Origin of the sequence: Janthinobacterium rivuli (assembly GCF_009208735.1) — a bacterium.
Lineage (GTDB): Bacteria > Pseudomonadota > Gammaproteobacteria > Burkholderiales > Burkholderiaceae_D > Janthinobacterium.
Window position 1 is genome coordinate 19,561 of sequence record NZ_WFLJ01000008.1, and the last position, 15,021, is coordinate 34,581.

General features: G+C 61.0%; 15 protein-coding genes. 8 read left to right on the forward strand and 7 right to left on the reverse strand.

Annotated features, from left to right (window positions below):
- Nucleotides 1–153: 153 nt before the first annotated feature.
- On the forward strand, nt 154–612 hold the full coding sequence (locus tag GCN78_RS12035; protein ID WP_152251929.1) for a nuclear transport factor 2 family protein: 459 nt from the start codon (nt 154–156) through the stop codon (nt 610–612).
- 28 nt (nt 613–640) lie between these two features.
- Here the strand turns inward: GCN78_RS12035 and GCN78_RS12040 are convergent, their stop codons facing one another.
- From GCN78_RS12040 to GCN78_RS12050, 3 genes are all read right to left on the reverse strand, one after another.
- Nucleotides 641–1,744: an HD-GYP domain-containing protein gene (locus GCN78_RS12040; protein ID WP_152251930.1), complete on the reverse strand. Its 1,104-nt coding sequence runs from the start codon at nt 1,742–1,744 to the stop codon at nt 641–643.
- A gap of 47 nt (nt 1,745–1,791) precedes the next feature.
- Nucleotides 1,792–2,970: a pyridoxal phosphate-dependent aminotransferase gene (locus tag GCN78_RS12045; RefSeq protein ID WP_152251931.1), complete on the reverse strand. Its 1,179-nt coding sequence runs from the start codon at nt 2,968–2,970 to the stop codon at nt 1,792–1,794.
- Between the two features lie 82 nt (nt 2,971–3,052).
- Nucleotides 3,053–3,487, reverse strand: coding sequence for a putative toxin-antitoxin system toxin component, PIN family (locus tag GCN78_RS12050; protein ID WP_070281998.1), 435 nt, complete (start codon nt 3,485–3,487; stop codon nt 3,053–3,055).
- A 30-nt stretch (nt 3,488–3,517) separates the two neighbouring features.
- Here GCN78_RS12050 and yaaA point away from each other — a divergent pair, with 30 nt between their 5' ends.
- Nucleotides 3,518–4,288, forward strand: coding sequence for a peroxide stress protein YaaA (gene yaaA / locus GCN78_RS12055; protein WP_152251932.1), 771 nt, complete (start codon nt 3,518–3,520; stop codon nt 4,286–4,288).
- Between the two features lie 126 nt (nt 4,289–4,414).
- Here yaaA and GCN78_RS12060 read toward each other — a convergent pair whose 3' ends face one another.
- Nucleotides 4,415–5,218, reverse strand: coding sequence for an outer membrane protein assembly factor BamD (locus GCN78_RS12060; protein ID WP_152251933.1), 804 nt, complete (start codon nt 5,216–5,218; stop codon nt 4,415–4,417).
- 89 nt (nt 5,219–5,307) lie between these two features.
- Between GCN78_RS12060 and GCN78_RS12065 the strand changes: the two genes are divergently transcribed.
- Nucleotides 5,308–6,333, forward strand: a complete 1,026-nt coding sequence (locus GCN78_RS12065; protein WP_152251934.1) for an RluA family pseudouridine synthase — start codon at nt 5,308–5,310, stop codon at nt 6,331–6,333.
- Entirely contained in the window at nt 6,333–7,118 is a 786-nt protein-coding gene (gene pgeF, locus GCN78_RS12070) for a peptidoglycan editing factor PgeF (protein WP_152251935.1), read from the forward strand. The genes GCN78_RS12065 and pgeF overlap by 1 nt, the downstream gene beginning before the upstream one ends.
- A 16-nt stretch (nt 7,119–7,134) precedes the next feature.
- Here pgeF and GCN78_RS12075 read toward each other — a convergent pair whose 3' ends face one another.
- Entirely contained in the window at nt 7,135–7,356 is a 222-nt protein-coding gene (locus GCN78_RS12075) for a hypothetical protein (RefSeq protein WP_307789224.1), read from the reverse strand.
- A gap of 105 nt (nt 7,357–7,461) precedes the next feature.
- On the opposite strand from GCN78_RS12075, the gene phaC reads away from it, so the two are divergent.
- Together phaC and phaR are read left to right on the forward strand one after the other, a co-directional pair.
- Nucleotides 7,462–9,186, forward strand: coding sequence for a class I poly(R)-hydroxyalkanoic acid synthase (gene phaC / locus GCN78_RS12080; protein ID WP_152251936.1), 1,725 nt, complete (start codon nt 7,462–7,464; stop codon nt 9,184–9,186).
- A 225-nt stretch (nt 9,187–9,411) separates the two neighbouring features.
- Nucleotides 9,412–9,975, forward strand: a complete 564-nt coding sequence (gene phaR, locus GCN78_RS12085) for a polyhydroxyalkanoate synthesis repressor PhaR (RefSeq protein WP_010399000.1) — start codon at nt 9,412–9,414, stop codon at nt 9,973–9,975.
- A gap of 99 nt (nt 9,976–10,074) precedes the next feature.
- Here the strand turns inward: phaR and GCN78_RS12090 are convergent, their stop codons facing one another.
- Nucleotides 10,075–11,670 (reverse strand): sialidase family protein, encoded by a 1,596-nt coding sequence (locus GCN78_RS12090; protein ID WP_152251937.1) that lies wholly within the window; start codon nt 11,668–11,670, stop codon nt 10,075–10,077.
- A 307-nt stretch (nt 11,671–11,977) separates the two neighbouring features.
- Between GCN78_RS12090 and rimO the strand changes: the two genes are divergently transcribed.
- The gene (gene rimO, locus GCN78_RS12095) at nt 11,978–13,333 is read left to right on the forward strand and encodes a 30S ribosomal protein S12 methylthiotransferase RimO (RefSeq protein ID WP_170846336.1); all 1,356 of its coding nucleotides are present in this window, start codon (nt 11,978–11,980) and stop codon (nt 13,331–13,333) included.
- Nucleotides 13,334–13,430: 97 nt separating this feature from the next.
- On the forward strand, nt 13,431–14,597 hold the full coding sequence (locus GCN78_RS12100; RefSeq protein ID WP_152251938.1) for a cystathionine beta-lyase: 1,167 nt from the start codon (nt 13,431–13,433) through the stop codon (nt 14,595–14,597).
- A 36-nt stretch (nt 14,598–14,633) separates the two neighbouring features.
- On the opposite strand, the gene GCN78_RS12105 is transcribed toward GCN78_RS12100, so the two are convergent.
- On the reverse strand, nt 14,634–14,996 hold the full coding sequence (locus tag GCN78_RS12105) for a DUF4870 family protein (RefSeq protein WP_152251939.1): 363 nt from the start codon (nt 14,994–14,996) through the stop codon (nt 14,634–14,636).
- Between the last annotated feature and the right edge of the window lie 25 nt (nt 14,997–15,021).

A 15,021-nucleotide genomic window follows, 5' to 3' on the forward strand; every position in this document is an offset into this window, starting at 1 on the left:
TCGAGCGGTTTGTCGCAATGGCCGGTGTCAGAAAATGGCAAGGGGATAGCATACAGTGGGCTTTCTCGCGATGCGCCGCCCGCTAGCGAGTGTCCGATACTGCCATAGCAGGCAACGGACGCTTCTCAATGACCTCGATCAGGATGAATACGCATGAAATTGACCCTTCCACATGTTCTTTCCACCTGCCTGCTTGGCGCTGTCGGCGTGATCGGCAGCGCGCACGCGGCTCCCGCCGATGCCGAACTGGTGGCCTTGGTGCAGCGCCATGCGCAGGCGCAGAATAACTTTGATCAAGTTGCCTTGAAAGCCACCACGGCCGAGAACTATGTGGAAATATCGCCGGTCGGCGAGATGGACGGGCGTGAAAAAATGCTCTCGTTTTATGCGCCGGAGCAGAAGCGGCCGAGTCCTCTGCTCCAGGTCGATGAGCCGGTGGTGCGTCTGTTTGGCGATACGGCGCTCATTTCGGCACGGCTGTCCTACCGTGTCAATCAGGAGGGGGCCGCCCGCACGTTCGCCCTGCGCGCCGGCTATGTGGCGCGGCTTGTTGACAAGCAATGGCTACTGGTCAGCGCACAGTACACCGGCATCCGCCCGCCGAAGCCGTGAAGTGAGCTGTGCCTGGTGCCCGCCGAGCCTACAGCCGCGCCTGGTCGCCCCACACATTGCGCATGCTGAAATGCAGGCCCGCGTCATCTTCGTGCAGTGAGGACACGATGGCGTAGCGGCTGTCGGCCGTGTCGCGCGCAGGCAGTTGCGCCAGCTCGGCGGCGGACAGCGGCGCGCCCAGCGGGTCGCTGAGCGGATGCACGTGGGCGGCGCCCCGTTGCATCACCACCCCCAGTTCGCCGCTGCGCAGGCGGACCAGGGTGCCGGGTGGATATTTTCCCAGCAAATTGACGAACTGTTCGCCCAGCAAGGGGTCGATGGGCACGCCCTGGTCGAGGAATATGTGCTGCAGTGCCTGGTCGGGCACGATGGAGCGGCGGTAGTTGCGCGCCGAGACGCGGGCGCAATAGCGGTCGGCCAGGCCGATCAGCTTGGCATTTTGCAGGATTTCATCGGCCGTGCGCCCCTGCGGGTAGCCGCTGCCATCGTCGTTTTCATGGTGCAAGAGCACGCAGCTCAGCCATTCCTCGTCATCGACGCCCGCGCAGCGCAGCAATTCCGCGCTTTCCTGGGGATGCTGGCGCACGATACGCATTTCGTCGTCATTCAGCGGGCCGCGCCGGTCCTGGAAACTGTCGTGGTGGCGCAGCATGCCCACGTTCATCGTCAGCGCGGCCGCGCCGATCAGTAATAGTTCATCGTGGGACTTGTGCATGCTGCGCCCCACCAGCATGGCCAGCAAGGCCGTTTCGATGCAGTGACGCACGGCGTAGCTGCCGGCGATCTGGTTGAGCAGGATGCTGGCCAGGGCGATGTCGGCATCGTGTTCGAGCGCGCGCAGCAGTTCACGGGCGATGTCGCGCACCTCGCGCTCGGCATTGTTTTCGCTGCGCAAGGTCAGCAGCAGCCGTTCCAGGCGCTGCGCCGCCTCATTGAGCAGGCGCAAGACGGACGGCTGCTCGGGCGCGCCCACATACAGGCCCAGCTGCATTAGCCGCCCCAGCTGCGCGCCATCCGTGATGATCTGCCCCTTGCGCAGTTGCGGGCCGGCACTATGGTCAGCCAGAAACAAATCCCAGGGCAGGGGTTCGCCGGGAACCAGGTCGGCCGGACCGATGCGACGTTGTACCATGCTGTCATCCTCTGCTCCGCCGTGGCGAAGCCATGCTCAGTGCTCGGTTATATGCTGCGCAGGCGCTCCAGCGCCCGGCGCAAGGTCTCGTCTTGCTTGGCAAAGCAGAAGCGCACGATGCCCGACTCCTTGCCCTGCGCGTAAAACGCGGACACGGGAATGGCGGCCACCTTGATTTCCGTCGTCAGCCATTCGACGAACTGCGCTTCGGTCTCTTGCGAAATGGCATCGTAGCGCACGCACTGGAAATACGTGCCGTCGGCCGGCAGCAGGGTAAAGCGGCTGCCCTCCAGGCCGTCGCGGAACAGGTCGCGCTTGCGCTGGTAAAACGCGGGCAAGTCCAGCCAGGGCTGCGGATCCGCCATGTAGCCGGCGATGCCGTGCTGCATCGGCGTGTTGACGGTGAATACGTTGTACTGGTGCACCTTGCGAAATTCCGCCGTCAGGGCAGCCGGGGCCGCCACATAGCCGACCTTCCAGCCCGTCACGTGATACGTCTTGCCGAAACTGGAGACGATGAAGCTGCGCGCCGCCAGTTCCGCGTTGCGCGCGAGCGACTCATGGCGCACGCCGTCGTAAACCATGTGCTCGTAGACCTCGTCGGAGAGGATCAAGATTTGCGTGCCGCGCACGATGTCGGCCAGCGCGGCCACGTCCGCCGGACGCAAAATCGTGCCTGTCGGATTGTGCGGCGTATTGATGATGATCAAGCGCGTCTTGGGGCTGACGGCGGCGGCCAGCTTGTCCCACGGCACGCTGTAGCCTTGCTCACCCACTTGCATGGACACCAGCATGGGCACGCCGCCGGCCAGGGCGATGGCGGGCAGATAGCTGTCGTAGGCCGGTTCGATGACGATGACTTCGTCGCCCGGATGCACGCAGCACAGGATGGCGGTGGTGAGCGCCTGCGTGGCGCCGGCCGTGACGGTGATTTCCGTGCCCGCATCATAGTTGTGGCCGTACACGCTGGCGATCTTGGCGGCAATCGCCTCGCGCAAGGGCGCGGCGCCCGTCATCATCGGATACTGGTTGTGGCCGGCGCGCATGGCGTCGCTGACCAGATCGACCAGCGCCGGGTCGCAATCGAAATCGGGAAAGCCCTGGCCCAGGTTGACGGCGCCATGCTGGGCCGCCAGGCTGGACATGCGGGTAAACACGGTGGTGCCCACGAGAGGCAAGCGGCTGGTCAGGGCGGGAGTCAGGTGGGGCAGGGACGGGCTGTTCATGAACGGTAGGGTCGCGGTGCGGAAAGTGGAATCGTTTCCCATTCTAGCGCAGCGCGTGGCGTTCCGTGCAGTCCTCGATGGCTCAGCCTGGCAAGGCCCAGCCTTCCGGCACCATGATCTTGAACATGCCGGCCTTGGCCGTCTTGCGGGCCAGTTTCAGCAGCGCCTTGTCCTTGGTGATGAGGATGTCGGCATTGGCGTCGCGCGCCAGTTCGAGGAATTTCTGGTCATCCTTGTCCGTGCAGACGGGCAGGCGCACGCCGGAGACGGGCGGCGCCACCACCGTGATGTGGGCGTCGAAGCGGGCGGCGGCCACCGCGCGGCTGGCTTCGTCGAGCGGCAGATGTTTGTAATGCAAGACGACCAGATATTCCGCGCGGCAATCTTCACGCGTGATGGCGTGCACGGCGCCGCTTTCCATGGCCGCCAGCAAAGGTGCCCAGCGCGGGTCGTTGAAGACGAACAGGTCGAGGCAGACGTTGGTGTCGAGGACGAGTTTTTGTGGAGCAGGTATCATGTCGGCAATTCTATTCTGTAGTGATAATTTATGTTGATCGTGCTTTCGCCCGCCAAGAGTCTCGACCTGGAGACGCCGCCAACAACCACGTTGCACAGCACCCCCGATTTTCTCGACCATTCCGCCCAGCTCATCGCCCGCATGCGCCAGTTTTCGCCGGCCGAAGTGGGCAGCCTGATGGGCATTTCCGACGCCTTGTCGGCCCTGAACGTGGCCCGCTACGCTTCCTGGACGCCGCAGCTGGACGACGCGCGCCAGGCCATCATGGCCTTCAATGGCGACGTGTACGCCGGTTTCGAGGCGCGCAGCCTGCAGCCGGCCCAGCTCGACTATGCCCAGTCGCGCGTGCGCATCCTGTCGGGCCTGTACGGCTTGCTGCGCCCGCTGGACCTGATCCACCCGCACCGCCTGGAAATGGGTACGCGGCTGTCGACCACGCGCGGCAAGGATTTGTATGCGTTCTGGGGCGACACCATCACCAACGGCCTGAACCGCGCGGCCATGGAGCAGGGCGCCAAGGTGCTGGTTAATCTTGCTTCCGAAGAATATTTCAAATCCGTCAAGCCGCGCCAGCTGGACGTGCCCGTCATCGCCCCCGTGTTCGAGGATTGGAAGAACGGCAAGTATAAGATCATTTCGTTCTACGCCAAGCGCGCGCGCGGCATGCTGGCCCGTTACGCGGCCGTCAATAACATCCGCGATCCTGAGCAGTTGAAACAGTTCGACGTCGACGGCTACGGTTTCGTGCCGGAAGCGTCGAACGATACTAGTTGGGTATTTAGGCGCAAAGTGGGCGAATAGGCGCGAATGAATCAGTAACGCCCCCCAGCTGTAAAAGCTGGGGTCGTACCATGAGGGTACGACCCCGGTTCTTGCTTTTGGGGTTGAAGCAAGAAAAAAACCGGGCTAGCCCGGTTTTTTCTTATCTTACTGCCAGAATTTCCACCACTTGCGTTCCTTGTTCACCCCTTCCGGGCTGAGGAATGCCGTGTTCGGATAGTTCTTGGTCAGCACGCGCAAGGTATCGTCGCGCAGGTCGGTCAAGCCCAGCTTGTCGTACGAGCGGTACATGATGAACAGCGCTTCCTCGATGGCGGGCGAGGCGGAGAAATCGCTGACCGTCGTTTGCGCGCGGTTGGCGGCCGCCAGGTAGGCGCCGCGGCGGTAGTAATAGCGCGCCACGTGCACTTCGTATTTCGCCATGGCATCGATCAAATAGTTCATGCGGGCCAGCGAATCGGGCGCATATTTGCTATTTGGGAACTTGTCGACCAGTTGCTTGAAGGCGGCAAACGCTTCGCGCGTCGCTTTCGGGTCGCGCTCGGTCGGATCTTGCTCGTACAGGAAGTTCAGGAAGCTGATCTGGTCGTTAAAGCTGATCAGGCCCCGCAGGTAGTACATATAGTCCACATTGGCGTGGTTCGGATGCAACTTGATGAAGCGTTCGACGGCGGCCAGTGCCTGAGCCTGGTCTCCCGACTTATAATACGCGTAAGCGATCTCCATCTGCGCTTGCAGAGCATAGTTGCCGAAAGGATAGTTAGCCTCCAGCTTCTGGAACAGACCGATTGCAGCTTCATAGTGCTGCCCGGCCATTTCTTCACGCGCCTCCGAGTATAATTTCGTAACGGACCAGTTTTTGGTCTCATCCACTTTTTCAGGCAACAAGCTGCAAGCGGACATGCCGAGCAGAACGACTGAAGCGACTACCAACGATAATTTTTTTTGCATGACGTTTTGCAAGAAGGTTTTAACCAAGATTTTACAATAGGCTGATTATAGCCGATGGGAATGCTGTGATATTAACTCCGAAGCCTAATTTGGCTGACCCCGCGTTTGACTCCCTTTCTGACCATGCTGCCGAAGAGGCGTTTGACGGCGATTTTGCCGCCGACGACGTCTTCGAGGAAATGGCCCCGATTACATTGGAACTGACGCCGGACGCCTGCGGCCACCGCCTCGATAAAGTCATCGCCCAACTGGTGCCGCAATACTCGCGCAGCCGCCTGCAATTGTGGCTGGAAGCCGGTTTCGTGACCGTCGATGGAAAAGTTGCCAAACGCAACATGACCGCCTATGGCGACGAGAAGATCGTCATTCTGCCGCAAAGCGCGCCGGAAGACGAGGCTTTTAAGCCGGAAGCGATGGAATTGAACATCGTGCACGAAGATGAGCATATCATCGTCATCAACAAACCGGCCGGACTGGTCGTGCATCCGGGCCCCGGCAACTGGTCGGGAACCCTGCTCAACGGCCTGCTGCACCACTGTCCGCAACTGGCCGGCGTGCCGCGCGCCGGCATCGTGCACCGCCTGGACAAGGATACGAGCGGCCTGATGGTCGTCGGCAAGACCCTGGCCTCGCAAACGGACCTGGTGCGCCAGCTGCAGGCGCGCACCGTCAAGCGCGAGTATTTCGCCCTCGTGTGGGGCACGCCGAAACAGGCGGGCACCATCGATGCGTCGATCGCGCGCCACCCGCGCGACCGGGTCAAGATGGCCGTGTCGGAAAACTTCACCGCCAAGCCTGCCATCACGCACTATGAATTGATCGGCAGCGGTGAACTCGACCGCCGTCCCGTGAGCCTGATGCAATGCCGTCTGGAAACTGGCCGCACGCACCAGATCCGCGTGCACATGCAGCACCTGGGCTTCGCGCTGGTCGGTGACTACGTGTACGGCAAGCAGCACCTGGTGTCCGTCTTCTCGCGCCAGGCGCTGCAGGCGCGCCGCCTGGGTCTCGTGCATCCGGGCACCCTGGAAGCGTGCGAGTGGATCGTGCCGCTGGCCGATGATTTCGCCCAACTGATCGCCACGGCCGGCATTCCCGAGCCGGAACAGATCTGATGACGGCTGCCTTGCCTTCTATCACTCCCGATTGGCCCGGCCTGCCCGCGAACGTGGGCGCGCTGGCGACCGTGCGCGCGGGCGGCGTCAGCCAGGGACCGTATGGTGACGGGCAGGGCGGCGGTGGCTTGAACCTGGGCACGCACGTGGGCGACGCGGCCGCGCATGTGGCGACCAACCGCGCGCGGCTGGCGGGCGCCTTGCCATCCGAGCCTGCCTGGCTGTCGCAGGTGCATGGCGTGGCCGTGGCCGATGCCGGCAAGCTGGACGGCTGCGTGCCGGACGCCGACGCCAGTGTGGCAACGCAGCCTGGCGCCGTGTGCGTGGTGATGACGGCCGATTGCCTGCCGGTATTGTTTTGTTCGACGGATGGGCTGGTCGTCGGTGCGGCCCACGCGGGCTGGCGCGGCCTGGCCAACGGCGTCTTGCAGCGCACGGTGGAGAATATGCGGTCGCAGGGCGCGACGGACATCCTCGCCTGGCTGGGGCCGGCCATCGGTCCGCAGCAATTCGAAGTGGGGCGGGACGTGCTGCAGGCGTTCCGCGACGGCGCGCGCGACGATGCCGAGCGGCAAGTGCTCAGCGCTTCCTTCGTCGCCATCGCTGGCAAGCCGGGCAAGTATCTGGCCGACATCTATGCGCTGGCGCGTACCATGTTGCTGCGCGATGGCGTGGCGCAAGTGGCGGGTGGGGAGTATTGCACCGTCAGCGATGCGGCGCAGTTTTATTCGTACCGGCGCGATGGCGTCACGGGAAGACAGGCCAGCTTGATCTGGCGCAAATAATCTGCACGGCAGACACTTATGTGTCTGCCGTTTTTGTTTTATCGTCTGCTGAGGCAAGAGCGCGCGCTTTTAGCTCAGCCTTGCGTTTGCGTCGCCGCGAGCCCGTCAGATAGAATAGGATGGACAGCGGGATGACGCAGTACAGCACGAAGGTCATCACCCCGGCGACGATGGACGGTTCCGTCAGCGCCATGAGGCCGACGACATAGATCCAGGCAACAGCGGTCATGAGCATCATGAGTAGTGGCAGTCAGTAAGAGTTTGCATGCAGGTGGCCCGGAAGTAGTTATTTATTAATTCTTGAATGGACTTACATACATCTATGAATATGCCCGATCCTCAAATGATGACCAAGGAATGGATGGCGCAGATCAGCAATCCTGAGCAGTGGAAGACGTGGTTCAACATGGTACCGCAGCCCGCTGGCAATCCGATTGCCGGCATTTTGCAGGATGCGGGCGCCAGCATCAAGCCGGAAGCGATCGAGCAACTGAAAAATGCCTACGTGGCCAAACTGACGGGCTTGTGGGCCGACTTTATGGCAGGCAAGGCGCCGGAGTTGAAAGACCGCCGTTTTTCCGCGCCCGCCTGGCACGCCAGCCCCCTGTCGGCCTTCAATGCGGCCGCCTATTTGCTGAACGCGGAGTTTCTCAGCGCCATGGCCGACGCCGTGGAAGCGACGCCGCACCAGAAGCAAAAAATTGCGTTTGCCGTGCAGCAAATCGTCGACGCCATGTCGCCCGCCAATTTTCTTGCCACCAACCCCGACGCGCAGCAAACCCTGATCGAGACCAAGGGTGAAAGCCTGGCCAAGGGCTTGAGCAACATGCTGGCCGACATGCAGAAGGGCCGCATCTCGCAATCGGACGAATCGGCCTTCGAAGTGGGCCGCAACGTGGCCACCACGCCGGGCACGGTGGTATTTGAAAACGCCTTGTTCCAGCTGATCCAGTACACGCCAAGCACCCCCACGGTCCACCAGCGGCCGCTGCTGATGGTGCCGCCGTGCATCAATAAATTCTATATCCTTGACTTGCAGCCGGAAAACTCGCTCGTGCGCTATGCGGTGGAGCAGGGCAATACCGTGTTCCTCATGTCCTGGCGCAATCCGGACCTGAGCATGCAGCACCTGACGTGGGACGATTACGTGGAGCAAGGCGTGATCGAAGCCATCCGTGTCACGCAGGACATTTCCGGCCAGGACAAGCTCAATATGTTCGGCTTTTGCGTGGGCGGCACCATCGTCTCGACGGCGCTGGCCGTGCTCAAGGCGCGCGGCGAGAGTCCGGCCGCCAGCCTGACCCTGCTGACCACCTTCCTCGACTTCTGCGACGCGGGCGCGCTTGACGTCTTCATCGACGAGCCGCAAGTGGCACTGCGCGAGCAAACCCTGGCCAAGGGCGGCCTGATGACGGGCCGCGACCTGGGCAGCACGTTCTCGAGCCTGCGGCCGAACGACCTCGTGTGGAACTACGTGCAGTCGAATTACCTGAAGGGCAAGGAGCCGCCCGCGTTCGACTTGCTGTACTGGAATGGCGATGGCACGGGCTTGCCGGGTCCCATGTTCTGCTGGTATCTGCGCAACACTTACCTGGAAAACAGCCTGAAAGTGCCGGGCAAGCTGACGGTGGCCGGTGAAAAGGTCGACCTGAGCAGCATCGACGCGCCCGCTTTCATCTACGGTTCGCGCGAAGATCATATCGTGCCCTGGGGCGCGGCCTATGCCAGCACGGCCTTGCTGAACCCGAAAAAACCGAAAGCCAACCGCTTCATCCTCGGCGCCTCGGGCCACATCGCCGGCGTGATCAATCCTGCCTCGAAGAAAAAGCGCAGTTACTGGAGCAACGACGCAGGCAAGGGCGCGCGCACGGCGAAAGCCCAGCCCTTGACGGCCGAGCAGTGGATGGCAGGCGCGACCGAGCACGTGGGCAGCTGGTGGCCGGAATGGGCGGCCTTCCTGGCCGAACACGGCGGTGCGCAGGTGAAGGTGCCGGGCAAGCCGGGCAACAAACGCCACGCGGCAATCGAGCCGGCGCCGGGGCGGTATGTTAAAGTCAGGGCGGACTAGTTTACAAAAGCTTCTGGCCTGACAAGATTGGCGTAATCACCGGTCTTGTCAGGAATCTACTTTTAGTTGCGTTGCAATAAATGCGGGAATCTACTACCCTGATGTGCAATGGAGCCGTTTTCCACTCTATAATGGAAAACGTAGGCAGGTGCGAAAGCGGACCCACGTTCGCTTTTTTTTCGGATTAACTCAGTATGCGCTGCGGCGCAATAAGTGGAACTTGTGATGAGTAGTGCAAAAAAAAGTATAGACCGCCTGATTAAAAAATATCCCAACCGCCGTCTGTATGACACGCAAACCAGTTCCTACATCACCTTGACGGACGTCAAGCAGCTGGTGTTGGACAATGAAGTGTTCACCGTCGTCGATGCCAAATCCAATGAAGATCTGACGCGCAGCATCTTGCTGCAAATCATTTTGGAAGAGGAAGCGAACGGCGCGCCCATGTTCTCGAGCAGCGTGTTGTCGCAGATCATCCGCTACTATGGCCACGCCATGCAGGGCATGATGGGATCCTACCTGGAAAAGAACGTGCAAGCGTTCACCGATATCCAGCACAAATTCACGGGCACGTCGGCCGGCAGTTTCGAAGGCAAGCCATTCAGCCCGGAAATGTGGACCCAGTTCATGAATGTCCAGGGTCCCATGATGCAAGGCATGATGAACAACTACATCGACCAGAGCAAGAGCCTGTTCGTGCAGATGCAGGAGCAGATGCAGAGCCAGAGCAAGAATCTGTTCGGCACCTTCCCCTTCGTTCCGCCGGTGCCGCCGACGGACAAGAAGTAAACGCAGCCGATGCGGGCCATACAACGGCACAGGAATTCCTGTGCCGTTGTGCTTTGCGGGGGTCTTGCCGCCTGCCGCCGTTGCTGAATCCTGAGGCGCTTATTGCTTCAGTTGTTGCAGCGTGGAGAGCAGATCCTGGTTGGAATGCTCCAGCTTCCATGTCCTGGCATTGTCCATGGAACTGTAGATGCTGACGTTACCCTTGAAATCTTCCATGATATTGAGCGCCAGGCCGGAAGGGAAAATCAATGGAGCTTGGCGCAGGCTGTATGGCGCATACGGCCCCCAGGTTTTCCCTTCGTCGCTGCTGACCAGCAGTGCTCCGTCGTTATACATGCCGGCCTCCATCAGCAATCTGCCGTCATTGAGCGGCGCCACGGGCGACATCAGGACTTTGAATGGCGAAACGATGGTCGTCCAGTTCTGGCCGTGATCCCGTGAAACATAGGCGTCGGGAAACCGTCCTCCCAGACCAGCCGCTACCAGAACGCTATGCGTGCCATTGGCTTGATGGATAAACTGCGTCAAGCTTTTCTTGTGCGGACTAAAGCGCTCGGTCAACTTGCCCGTGCTGTAATCGAGTTCGCCGATCAAGCCGCTTTCCAGGGCATAGCCGATCCGGTTCGCGTCCTGCCACGTCCACAATAAGCCTGGACCATGCAGCCACGATCCGGGCAAGGTGGAATGGTACACGGATCGCCAGTCGCCAGCGTCCAGTTGATTCGCATGGAAAATGTTCAATTCGCCTTCCTTGCGATGCATCACGTACCAGCCATCCTTGGGGTTGCCACCGATGCGCAGCAGATTGCCGGGTGGCAAGTTGCCTGTATCGACAGGAAACAGCTTGTCGCTGTCACGCGCTTTGCGCAGCAGGGAGCCCGATTCGCCTACCGCGATCAACTCGGCATTGGGCAGGTCAACGGGAAATACGCAAGACAGCGACTCCACCGATTGCGCATTGAGGATATTCCAGAGCCCTTGCGTCGAGCGGATCAGGACGGCGCCCATGCGGCTGGCGGCAGCCACCCGGCCATCGGGCATTTCAGTGGCGCACTCGGCCCCTGCAGGGTGGGCGCGAGCAATTTGCTCGACATTGTCCTGCGCGTGGCGCGGGGTGTTCCAGCCAAGGCTGGCAGCGGCGCCAAACATGGCGCTGTAGTCGGGGGCAAAGCGCTGGATCAATTGCGCATTCGATGCCACCTGGGCGCTACGACCGTATTCCACGCCGAAATTGCCGCGTGTCACAATCAATCGACCCAGATCCGTCGATTTGCCCGCTTCTATTTTGAAGCTTCCCACGATGGTCGAGTACACATGCAAGAGCTTGTTGGCCCGGGTGTCGATCAATTCGACAAACTCATAATCGCCAGGCGGTAGTGCGCCAATGAAAAGGGAAGTATCGCCTGCCATCGCGCTCTCGACCTTTTTCATCACCAGGTTGGCGGACACCAGCTTGAAATCACTGCGCTGCTCTCCCGCCACCACACGGCGTAACTTGATCGTGTTGAAACCGTAAATATCCTTGGTGTTCGACGTGATGCTGACGACTACCGGGGTTTCTCCCGACTGTGCGCTCATTTTCAGTGGGTCAAGCACCGACGTGTTGACGACGCAACCGCTCAGCAGCAATACGGTCAAACCGCAAGCCGCGACTGCCGAGCGTCGCGCTGTCAGATTGGAAAAGGAAAAAGACATGAGATTGATTTAGTTTTTTAAAAAACAATTATATGTCAGTCATTAGTTTCTTTGTGGCATTATTTTTTAATTTCTTGATACCGGTGATGCGGGGCGGGATATTATTCGCGCACTGCCATTACGGCAGTAGCCGGAACAAAGTTGCGGTTGAAGCGTTGCAGATGCGCTGGCAAAAGGAGTCCGCGCTGACAGCTAAGGGCGGCTCGGGGTACAATAGCCGATTCGCCTCACCATTTTCCAGCTGCCAACTATGTCCGAAATTCACCGTATTCCCGTTCCTTCCGCCCAGCCCGAGGCCATGCAGGCCATGCCAGGTGCGGCGCCGAAAGTGGGCTTTGTCTCGCTCGGCTGCCCGAAAGCGCTGGTCGACTCCGAACAAATCCTGACCCAACTGCGCGCCGAAGGCTACGAAACGGCGAAATCCTACGCTGGCGCCGATCTGGTGATCGTCAATACCTGCGGTTTTATCGATGCCGCCGTGCAAGAGTCGCTCGACGCCATCGGCGAAGCGCTGGCTGAAAACGGTAAAGTGATCGTCACCGGCTGCCTGGGCGCCAAGAAAGATGCTGCCGGCGACGACATCATCATGAAGGTGCACCCGAAAGTGCTGTCCGTCACGGGTCCGCACGCGCTGGCCGAAGTGATGGATTCCGTCCACTTCCACCTGCCGAAACCGCATGCGCCATTCCTCGACCTGGTGCCGCCGCAAGGCGTCAAGCTGACGCCGAAGCACTATGCCTACCTGAAAATTTCCGAAGGCTGCAACCACCGTTGCAGCTTCTGCATCATCCCGTCCATGCGCGGCGACCTCGTCTCGCGCCCGATCGGCGAATTGATGATCGAAGCGGAAAATCTGTTCAAGGCCGGCGTCAAGGAATTGCTGGTCATTTCGCAAGACACCTCGGCGTATGGCGTGGACGTGAAATTCCGTTCCGGCTTCTGGAATGGCCGTCCCGTGAAAACGCACATGACGCAGCTGACGGAAGCGCTGGGCGAGCTGGCCAAGTCCTACGGCGCCTGGGTGCGCTTGCACTATGTGTATCCATACCCGCACGTGGACCAGATCATCCCGATGATGAGCGGCGGCCACATCCTGCCTTACCTCGACATTCCGATGCAGCATGCGCACCCTGACGTGCTCAAACGCATGAAGCGCCCGGCCAGCGGCGAGAAAAACCTCGACCGCATCCAGGCCTGGCGCGCCATCAACCCGGACCTGACCATCCGCTCGACCTTTATCGCCGGTTTCCCGGGCGAGACGGAAGCGGAGTTCGAGTACTTGCTCGACTTCCTCAAGGAAGCGCAGATCGACCGCCTGGGCTGCTTCGCCTATTCGCCCGTCGAAGGCGCGACGGCCAACGCCATCGCCAACCCCGTGCCGGAAGAGCTGCGCGAGGAGCGCCGCGGCCGCGTCATGCTGCTGCAGGAAGAAATTTCGAAAAAGCGCCTGCAGGCCAAGGTCGGCAAGACCGTGCGCGTGCTCATCGATGAAGTCACCCGTTCCGGCGGCGTGGGCCGCTCGTCCGCCGACGCGCCGGAAATCGATGGCGTCGTCTACGTCAAGCCGCCGTTCGAGCCGCACCGCAAGCTGGCCGTCGGCCAGTTCGTCGACGTGACCATTACCTCGGCCGATGCGCACGACCTGTGGGGCGCTGCCGAGTAAGCAGGTGTAACAACTGTACGGCAGGCAAGGGCATAAGCCCTTACAATCAAGGCGGACTCGCAATTATTGCAGTCCGTCTTTTTTATTTTCCGACGCCATGACCACATCCAAATCTCCGCAGACCGCGCTGATCCACAGCGATTACCAGGCGCCGCAAGGCTTTGCCGCCTTTCCGAATGCCATCCATCACGCATCGACCGTGCTGTTCAAGGATGTGGCGGCCATGCGCTCGGGCGACTGGAAAGAAAAGAACGCCTACACCTACGGCTTGCACGGCACGCCCACCACGTTCACCCTGGAAGCGCGGCTGGCCGAGATCGAAGGAGGCAATCACTGCCTGCTGGCACCGTCGGGCCTGGCGGTCATCGCCATGGCGGATTTTGTGCTGCTGAAAACGGGCGATGACGTTTTATTGCCGGAAAATATCTACAACCCGAACCGCGAACTGGGGCGCTGGCTGGCGCAGGACTTCGGCATCACGGCCCGCTACTACGACCCGCTGATCGGCGCCGGCATCGCGGCGCTGATCCAGCCGAATACCAAGCTCATCTGGACGGAAGCGCCCGGTTCCGTGACGATGGAAGTGCCGGACTTGCCCGCCATTTGCGCGGCCGCCCATGCGCGCGGCGTGCTGGTGGCCTTGGACAACACCTGGTCGGCCGGCCTGGCCCTGCGCGGTTTCGACCTGGGCGTGGACATCATCATGCAGGCGCTGACGAAATACCAGTCGGGCGGCTCCGACGTGCTGATGGGGGCGCTCATTACGCGCGAGCGTGCGCTGCACGACCGCCTGGCGCAGGCGCACATGCGTCTGGGCATGGGCGTGGGCGCGGACGATGCCTACCTGGTGCTGCGCGGCTTGCCCACCATGAAGCTGCGCTTCGACGCCCACGATGCGGGCGCGCGCACGGTGGCCGCCTGGCTCAAGGGGCGAAGCGAGATCGCCACGGTGCTGCATCCGGCTTTCGAGGACTGCCCCGGCCACGCCATCTGGCAGCGCGATTTCACGGGCGCGGGCGGCCTGTTTTCCGTGCTGTTCGATGCCCGCTACACGGAGGCGCAAACGGACCGCTTCGTCGATGCCTTGCAGTTGTTCAAGATTGGCTACAGCTGGGGCGGCGCGAACAGCCTGGTGATGCCGTACCGCATCGCCGCCATGCGCAAGGGCTGGCCGTTGCCGGGCCAGCTGGTGCGCCTGAATGTGGGACTGGAAGATCCGCAGGACTTGATCGCCGATATCGAACGGGCGTTCGCGGCGATGTAGGAAGCGGCAAGCCGTTGGCTTGCCGCGAAGCACCGTTTACATGGGGACGGGCGTGTTGTTGTTCAGGTCGATGAATCCGCGCAGCAGGCGATAGGCTTTCCACAGCCAGGCCACGCCCCACACGACGAAGGCCAGCGGAATGCCGATCAGCGTGATCCACAGGATGGCGCCGACGACGATCCAGGCCATATACCACCAGAAGGAACGGATCATCCAGCTGTGATGGCTGTACACGAAGGTCCCGGCCGCCTCGTCCCGCTTCACATAATTGATGATGAGCGGAATGAAGGAAAACGCGCCCAGCGAAAACACGAAGCTGGCGCCATGTATCAGGTACAACCACCAGGCCAGGTTTTTGGTCTGCTGGAGTTGGGTATCTAAAATAATATCTTGTGACATGAAGGCTCCCGTCGTTGCTCAATTT

Bases quoted from the DNA above. Each gene is read 5' to 3' on its own strand.
- GCN78_RS12035 (WP_152251929.1), top strand. From the start codon at position 154: ATGAAATTGACCCTTCCACATGTTCTTTCCACCTGCCTGCTTGGCGCT.
- GCN78_RS12040 (WP_152251930.1), bottom strand. From the start codon at position 1,744: ATGGTACAACGTCGCATCGGTCCGGCCGACCTGGTTCCCGGCGAACCC.
- GCN78_RS12045 (WP_152251931.1), bottom strand. From the start codon at position 2,970: ATGAACAGCCCGTCCCTGCCCCACCTGACTCCCGCCCTGACCAGCCGC.
- GCN78_RS12050 (WP_070281998.1), bottom strand. From the start codon at position 3,487: ATGATACCTGCTCCACAAAAACTCGTCCTCGACACCAACGTCTGCCTC.
- yaaA (WP_152251932.1), top strand. From the start codon at position 3,518: ATGTTGATCGTGCTTTCGCCCGCCAAGAGTCTCGACCTGGAGACGCCG.
- GCN78_RS12060 (WP_152251933.1), bottom strand. From the start codon at position 5,218: ATGCAAAAAAAATTATCGTTGGTAGTCGCTTCAGTCGTTCTGCTCGGC.
- pgeF (WP_152251935.1), top strand. From the start codon at position 6,333: ATGACGGCTGCCTTGCCTTCTATCACTCCCGATTGGCCCGGCCTGCCC.
- GCN78_RS12075 (WP_307789224.1), bottom strand. From the start codon at position 7,356: ATGATGCTCATGACCGCTGTTGCCTGGATCTATGTCGTCGGCCTCATG.
- phaC (WP_152251936.1), top strand. From the start codon at position 7,462: ATGATGACCAAGGAATGGATGGCGCAGATCAGCAATCCTGAGCAGTGG.
- phaR (WP_010399000.1), top strand. From the start codon at position 9,412: ATGAGTAGTGCAAAAAAAAGTATAGACCGCCTGATTAAAAAATATCCC.
- GCN78_RS12090 (WP_152251937.1), bottom strand. From the start codon at position 11,670: ATGTCTTTTTCCTTTTCCAATCTGACAGCGCGACGCTCGGCAGTCGCG.
- rimO (WP_170846336.1), top strand. From the start codon at position 11,978: ATGCCAGGTGCGGCGCCGAAAGTGGGCTTTGTCTCGCTCGGCTGCCCG.
- GCN78_RS12100 (WP_152251938.1), top strand. From the start codon at position 13,431: ATGACCACATCCAAATCTCCGCAGACCGCGCTGATCCACAGCGATTAC.
- GCN78_RS12105 (WP_152251939.1), bottom strand. From the start codon at position 14,996: ATGTCACAAGATATTATTTTAGATACCCAACTCCAGCAGACCAAAAAC.